The sequence below is a fragment of the Paenibacillus xylanivorans genome (genome assembly GCF_001280595.1).
Classification (GTDB): Bacteria; Bacillota; Bacilli; order Paenibacillales; family Paenibacillaceae; genus Paenibacillus; species Paenibacillus xylanivorans.
Genome location: NZ_LITU01000078.1, coordinates 229,388 through 236,805 on the forward strand (window position 1 = coordinate 229,388; position 7,418 = coordinate 236,805).

4 protein-coding genes and 2 pseudogenes are annotated in these 7,418 nt (G+C 34.2%); all 6 read left to right on the forward strand.

Annotated features, from left to right (window positions below; genetic code table 11):
• Positions 1-5 precede the first annotated feature (5 nt).
• Positions 6-2,543: a DEAD/DEAH box helicase gene (locus AMS66_RS25785; RefSeq protein WP_053783497.1), complete on the forward strand. Its 2,538-nt coding sequence runs from the start codon at positions 6-8 to the stop codon at positions 2,541-2,543.
• Positions 2,544-2,622: 79 nt separating this feature from the next.
• On the forward strand, positions 2,623-4,464 hold the full coding sequence (locus AMS66_RS25790) for an RNA-directed DNA polymerase (RefSeq protein ID WP_053783498.1): 1,842 nt from the start codon (positions 2,623-2,625) through the stop codon (positions 4,462-4,464).
• A gap of 124 nt (positions 4,465-4,588) precedes the next feature.
• Positions 4,589-4,927: a nucleotide pyrophosphohydrolase gene (locus AMS66_RS25795; RefSeq protein WP_082350903.1), complete on the forward strand. Its 339-nt coding sequence runs from the start codon at positions 4,589-4,591 to the stop codon at positions 4,925-4,927.
• Between the two features lie 3 nt (positions 4,928-4,930).
• Positions 4,931-6,691: a DUF2075 domain-containing protein gene (locus AMS66_RS25800; RefSeq protein ID WP_053783500.1), complete on the forward strand. Its 1,761-nt coding sequence runs from the start codon at positions 4,931-4,933 to the stop codon at positions 6,689-6,691.
• An 86-nt stretch (positions 6,692-6,777) separates the two neighbouring features.
• Positions 6,778-6,983 (forward strand): annotated as a pseudogene (locus AMS66_RS32035) (GMP synthase (glutamine-hydrolyzing)); the annotation flags it as partial.
• Between the two features lie 81 nt (positions 6,984-7,064).
• Positions 7,065-7,289 (forward strand): annotated as a pseudogene (locus AMS66_RS25805) (TCP-1/cpn60 chaperonin family protein); the annotation flags it as partial.
• Between the last annotated feature and the right edge of the window lie 129 nt (positions 7,290-7,418).

The following is a 7,418-nucleotide window of genomic DNA, read 5'->3' on the forward strand; positions in this document are numbered from 1 at the left end:
TCTTTATGAGTATTAGTTATTTAGTAGAAAAGCATAATCTTGAAATAATAAAGAGAATGTTACTTGTTGAGCATGAAAATATTGCATACCAACTTGGCTTAATTAATAGACCACCAGCAGAATTAGAAGATGAAGAATTATCAGAAGTTGTAGGATTAATTGATGAGTTATCAAGGGAAGAGGTAGAAGAATCACAAAAATTAACAACACTTTTATGTGCATTACTATGGAAGTATAAGAAGGATAAATGGACAGGTTTAAGAGAATTTTTTTTAGTGGTTCTTTCCAGAATCGGATTGTCACCTACAGCTAATATGGTCGATGATGAGTACGACCTTGAATCAAGAAAACATAATCGACTTAATAGTCTTATTTCTGAAATAGCTGTAGCCATAAATAAATTGAAATACGAAGTGACTATTGGAAGAGAAAGTTTTTCGCTTACCAAATTTCAAAAAGGTTTATGGGATAAAATTGATTCTCATGAGGTTATAGGGGTCTCTGCTCCGACCTCAGCAGGGAAGTCATTTACTATTCTCTTGAAATCAATTGAAATACTAATGAGTCAGGGAGGGACTTTAGTATATATTGTTCCAAATCTGAGTTTAGTATCACAAGTTTCCTCAGATTATAGGGGGATGTTAAATAAGTTCGGCTTAAGTGATTATAAAATAATGAATACATATTATGAAGGAGCAGACAATACTAAAACGATCTATGTTTTAACACAAGAGAGGGCTATTGGGGCTTTCGCTCATAAAGATAATCCATTTGCTAATTTAAGATTGTTAGTAGTTGATGAGATTCAAAATATAGAGAGAGCCTCAAGTGAAGATGAAGAACGTTCAAAGGTGTTATATGACTCTTTAATTGAGTTTAGAATTAACTCAAAGCCAAATAAAATAATTATTTCAGGCCCAAGGATAAATAAAATACAAAATGTAGCCGAAGAAATATTTGGCGAGGAAGCAGCAGAAGAAGAAACTACACAATCTCCTGTTGTGAATATCACATATTCAATTAACAAAAAAGGTGAAGTGTATTATTTAAAACAGTATTCGGATGCATTAGATGAGCCAACTGCAATTGTAATCACAAATATTGAAAATATTAATGGACTAGGCCAAAAAGTTTATAAACAACCATTTCACGATTATCTGAAATTTATATTAAAAGGTCTTGGAGAAGATTCCATAAATATAATCTTCTCTCCTACTACTACGCAATCGCGTAAAACGGCGTTGTCGTTAATAAGTGAATATCCGGAAAGCAATCGAAAGGAAGTTATAAACTTAATTAAGTATATAGAAGCCACCGTTCATCCGAATTATGATGTTGTTAAGACCTTAAGAAGAGGAGTGGTCTATCATCATGGACGGCTACCCCATCATGTTAGAAGAGTTATTGAGAAAGCTGTAAGTTATAAACTTATAAATAATATTGTTTGTACTACTACATTGATGCAAGGAGTTAATTTGCCAGCTCAGAATGTTATTATAAGAAACCCAAATTTATTTATTAGAAAGAAGCAAGATTTATCTCCAAAATTGTCAAATTACGAGTTTGCAAATCTTAGAGGGAGAGCTGGCAGGCTATTGAAAGACTTTATTGGGAGGACATTCATCTTAGACGAAGGTTCCTTTATTGATGAAGATGAGCAATTGACATTTTTCGATGATACTGTTAAAGATCTGGAGATTGGTTATTCTGAACGATTTAATCAAAATAAAAAAGCAATAATTAATTGTCTTGAAAATAACATATCCCCTAGCAGCGAAATGAAATATTCTTATCTATTGCCATATATAAGAAACTGTGTGTTGAAGTATGGACCGAAATCAAAAAAAAACTTGGAGACGGTTGGTATAAATTTATCTGAGGATACTTTGAACTCAGTTAGTAGGAATCTTGCTAAGTTAGAAGTACCTATTGAAGTGTGCATATCAAATCGTTACTGGGACCCACTTGTCCTAGATAAGTTGTATAAACAAAGACATGCGTTTAATCTTCCAATAACCACAAGGGATCAGAATGTTGTTCACAAATTATTTAGTGCTATAACTCTTATGGAAAAAAGTTATAAATATTATTTTGTAAAATATCTAAATATTGATAACCCTGATCTTATTCAATCTTTTTGTATAAATGCAGATAAATGGTTGAAGGAAACTCCGCTGAGTGAGATTTTAGATACTCCATATCATTCAAATCCAGATAATATTGAGAAGACAATAAGTACCTTGCAGAATACTGTATCCTTCAAACTACCAGCACTTTTAAAACCGATTTTTGATATTTTACACCCTGAAAATAATTTTTTATCATTTGTTGAAATGGGAGCATATAGAATTAAAACGCGAAGGTTAATTGAAATGGGAGTACCGAGAGAAACTGCAATCTATTTATCAACATACTTGTTACAGAACCTTAATGATAACGACGAAGATTTAGAGAAAAATATTATTAGTAAGTTGAAAGCTAATTATATGAAATTAGATTTTTGGGTGAAAGCACAGTTAGAAACCATCATTCCAATGATGTAGAAGAAATAAGAATACTATATTTGGATATTATACCATTCCATTTATTAATACTTTAAAATTGCTGAGTAGAGGTGAGATTATGAGTAGTATTGATAGCGTATACGATTTCATATTGAAGGATTTTCAAAAAACTCTTTTTCCATTGAGATCAATTCTTATTCTATCCAAATATAAATTAGAAGACATCTTAAAGTATATTAATAATGAAATTTTTTCTCAGACTTGGATGAGAACTATTTTGAGTGAAGACGAGTATACAAAGGTGTCCGAAGTTATAAGTAATAAGCAAATTCAAAAAGTTAATGAAATAGCGCAATCTTACTTTTTGATTCAACCTTGGGTCTATGCTTTGAAAGATAAAAAACACTATAGGCAAACTTTTCAATTAGATCCTATTGCTTATATATTCATATACGACTTTGTTTATAGAAATAGAAACAGTTTCCAAAAACAGGAGTATTCAGATCGGGAATGTTTTGGTTATACCTTTAATGGTGACACGTACAATTCTCAAAGTGAAGAATATAGAGAGTTTATATCGGAATTACATTACTTGAAAACACAGTTTGAGTACATGGGGAAAATTGATATTTCTAATTTCTTCAACAACATATATCATCATGATGTTGTAAGTTACATAGCTAGGGTAATAAATCAACAGGAATCAGAGAAGATTGGGAAATTTTTAAGAGAAATCAATGAGGGAAGAAGTACGAGTTGTATGCCGCAAGGTTTATTTCCTATGAAGGTTATTGGCAGTAATTTTCTTAGTTTCATTGAAGCCTCTAGGGATCTAAAAAGTGAAAAAATCATTCGTTTTATGGATGATATCTACTTCTTTTCCGATAGTGAAGAAACTATTAAACAGGATATATTCAGTGTCCAAAAAATATTGGGTGAGAAAGGTTTGAGCCTAAATGAGGAAAAGACAAGTATTATTATAGGAGAAGTTGAGTCAGAAAATGACATAGAAACAGTTAAGACATCATTACTAGAAAAGAGAAGATTGGCTATTAATTCATATACTGGTGAGTTTGATGACGATGAGATCGATCAATTAACAGGGGAAGAAACTGAATTTTTACACGGTTTACTTCACAATGAGAAAAACATCGAAGATGAAGATATTGAGCTTATCTTATCCCTATTAATGACCACGGAGGCAGAAACATTAGAACTTACGAGACTAGTTTTGAATAGTTCACCTCAACTAACAAAAAATCTATATTATAATCTAAAAAGAAACTACATGAGGATTACAGATTCAATTATAACCGAATTTGAGACTTATATTGATAAATCCTTTATACCAGAATACCAATTGTTTTGGATTACAAAGATTATTATTGATTTTACTGTGTTGAACGAGTCAATAGCTAATTTATTGGTGACTATTTACAGGCATCCAGCTGTTACAAACATTGTTAAATGCTTGATACTAGAAATTCCTGAAAACAATTATGGATTTCTTGAAATGAAAAAAAATGTTGCTCGCGGTCACGCTCCAGAATTGATAATTAGCGCAATGGTTGGACTACTTAGTCATGAAAAATCAAATAGAAATCAAATATACAAGTATGTTGGTAAGTCTAATTCAATGCTACGGACAATCACAGTTGCTTTGTCATCTTTAGAAGTAAATGCACATGAAAAACTGTTAGAAGATTTGGATGAAATAAGTATAAATAAGCATAATTATATTAGAAATGGAGTTTCTGAAAGCGAAGATACTACGGGGAAACATCTAACCACTCTGGATCCCGTCAGTGAGGAATTGAATATAGAATTTGATAATTTAGTAAGCCCATTTGAGGCAGAAATAGTTCCTCGTGATATTCACAATGGAGCTTCTACGATTAACGATCCTTTTAAGGACGACTCAGAGCCTATTGAAATAGACGACGATGATCTTCCATTTTAATTAGTTATTAGCTCGTCAGCTATAATAAAATTGGAGATGCAATAATCTTGGAAATCGAAATGTAAAAGAAGACCTTAGGAAAGTCAAGGAAAACATTTAATGGAAGGTGTGAAAAGAAATTAATATGAGTGTATCAATGCAGCGGATTAATCAATTTAGAGATGAGCGCGACTGGCGTCAATTTCATAATGAAAAAGATTTGGCCATTTCGATCTCTCTAGAAGCAAATGAATTATTAGAATTATTTCAGTGGAAGACATCAGAGGAAGCCAAGGGAAATCCCGAGCGACTTAAAGAAGAACTGGCAGATGTACTGATTTACTCTTATATGTTGGCCGATAATCTAGGATTTGATATGGATGAAATCATTGCAGAAAAACTGATTAAAAATGCTCGGAAATATCCAGTTCCCGAAAGCTTTGGTCAAAAAAAGAAATATAATGAATTGGATGAGGTAGATTAAGCAATGGCTAAGTACAACTGTATAACATTGAAAGTGAAAAATGGAGAATTGGAAGGTTTCGATAAACTACGCCCGCCTGTACAAAAAATTCTTAGAAACGGCAATGTCATTTATATTTACAAAGGTACGAACTCGAAAAAGATTTATATTGGACAAACTAAACAATTTACTGTGCGGAATAAGCAGCACTACAATGGTAAAGAGGAAAAATTCAATACTGCAGAATTTGACCAAGTATTTATTCTTATATCAGTCTATTTCAACGGTTCAGCCTTAGATGATGTAGAAAGCCAGCTAATTACCTACTTTATTGCTGATAATCCGAATTCTAAAAAGCAGCTGGTTCATTATGATGATGATGACATTATAAATCGGACAAATGGCAACAGCGTGAATGAGTACAGAGGCCGAGAAAAGATTGCTCTAGAAGTCGTTCTGCCTTTTTGGGAAAAAGAGCTATATCCTAATGAATGGGTAAGCACAGCGACTTTAGAGGAGTTGCGGAATAGAGCACTGGTCAAATATAGCCCAATCAAAGAAATAACAATCCAGCAAATGAAGATTCTTCAGGAGATTGTATCGAATCCTGATAAATGCTTTGTGATTAATGGCGATGCAGGGACTGGCAAAACCGTATTGCTGACTCATTTGGTGGCTAAGCTGTTAAAAGAAAAGCCTAATCAGCAAATAGCAGTTGTTTTGCAACCTAATTGGATTAAAACGGCAAAGGATATCTTTAGAGTATATGGAATGAATAACAGTAACCTGCAACTTGCTACCTCGACACAGCTGATTAATGCCGATAAAAATTATGACGTTGTAATTGTTGATGAATCTCATAAGCTTTCTAGAAAATTCCCTAAGCAAATGGCGTCTTTTAACAAAGTGTATAAAGGAAGATTTGTTGAGGATGAGAACCACTTGGAGGCTTTAAAGAAATTAGGCCGTCAAATCGTGTTAATGTATGACGTATTACAAGCTATTCGCCCTGCCAATATGACACGTGTACAATTCAATGAGGCAACTAAAGACTTTGAAAAGAGATACTTAACAACGCAATTTAGAATCCAAGCTCCAGCGGGAAAGAATTATACATCAGAAGATTTCGTAAACGGTATAAAATATCTTTTGTATAAAGATACAGGTCTATTAGAACAAACAAATTTTAACCCGGAATTTGATAGAGCTGTGTTTCAAGACAGTGATGCCGATGCTTATTTTGGATATTTTGAAATAGAACCTTTGAAGAATCTGATTGACTGGGTAGAAGAAGACAGGAATTTCAATCCTGAACATATAAACCGAGTGCTAGGTGGATTAGTTGAACCTTGGAAGCAGGCTGATGGCAAAGACCTGTCAATCACTCATTGGCATGAAGGAAATATCAAACGAAGATGGAATTCCACTCAAGAAAATTGGATTTATTCAGAGGATGCTGATGCTGAAGAACAGATCGGCTCCGTCTTTGCAGTTCAGGGGATCGATTTGAATAAAGTCGGTGTTTTAGTAGGTAATGATCTTCAAGTTGACGCAAAAGGCCGTTTATATGGTAATTCAAGGAATTTCCATAATATAAACGGAAAATTCTCGAGTGACGATGAAAGCCCTGAAAATTCACAAGAGTTTACCTTATTTGTATTGAATATTTACTATATTCTGATGACTAGAGGGATTGATGGGATTCGGCTGGGATTCTGGAAAAATGATGCATTCAAAAAGTATATGAAGGAAATATTGGAGATTAAATCCGTACTTTGGTCTTAATTTGAGAGTTGTTGGTGCCTTTAAGTAGGTATCGTTGACCCAGCTAAAGTAACTCATTCTGCATTGCAATATGCGAAGCGGGTTAAGGTATTCGTGCCGTAACGTCCATCGACGGATGACAGCTGAACTGGGCACGTACCATTGGGACGTATTGGAGAAAATCTCCGTGCGAATCGTTAACGAAGTGGATAACGTAAACCGTATCGTGTATGACGTAACTTCCAAACCATTAGCAACGATTGAGTGGAATAACACTCATTGTTTACATCCAACAACCACTGCTTTATACTGAAGTTGCTAGCACTTGTAAAAGAAGTGGTCATTGTATATCAATTTAATATAGTAAGAGTGACTAATCTGCATAACGTTCCTACAAACTGGCGTAGGCTTCAACGCTGCGACTGGTGAGTGGGTTAACATGATCGAAGCGGGTATCGTTGACCCTGCGAAAGTAACACGTTATGCATTGCAAAACGCTGCTTCCGTAGCAGCAATGTTCCTGACTACTGAAGCGGTTATCGCTGACAAACCAGAACCTGCAGGCGCTGCTGGAATGCCTGACATGGGCGGTATGGGTGGAATGGGTGGCATGATGTAATAACCTCATTTAACCCCTGCTATGTATGGGGTTGTGAGTAAGTTATCATGGAATGCTAACTTTCGAATTTTTACAAAAGACCTTTTGTGAGTTCACTGAACTTTAAAATGTACCCTATAAGATGGACAC

Excerpts from the sequence above, each read along its gene's own strand:
- AMS66_RS25795 (WP_082350903.1), top strand. The coding sequence starts at position 4,589 with ATGAGTGTATCAATGCAGCGGATTAATCAATTTAGAGATGAGCGCGAC.
- AMS66_RS25800 (WP_053783500.1), top strand. The coding sequence starts at position 4,931 with ATGGCTAAGTACAACTGTATAACATTGAAAGTGAAAAATGGAGAATTG.
- AMS66_RS25785 (WP_053783497.1), top strand. The coding sequence starts at position 6 with ATGAGTATTAGTTATTTAGTAGAAAAGCATAATCTTGAAATAATAAAG.
- AMS66_RS25790 (WP_053783498.1), top strand. The coding sequence starts at position 2,623 with ATGAGTAGTATTGATAGCGTATACGATTTCATATTGAAGGATTTTCAA.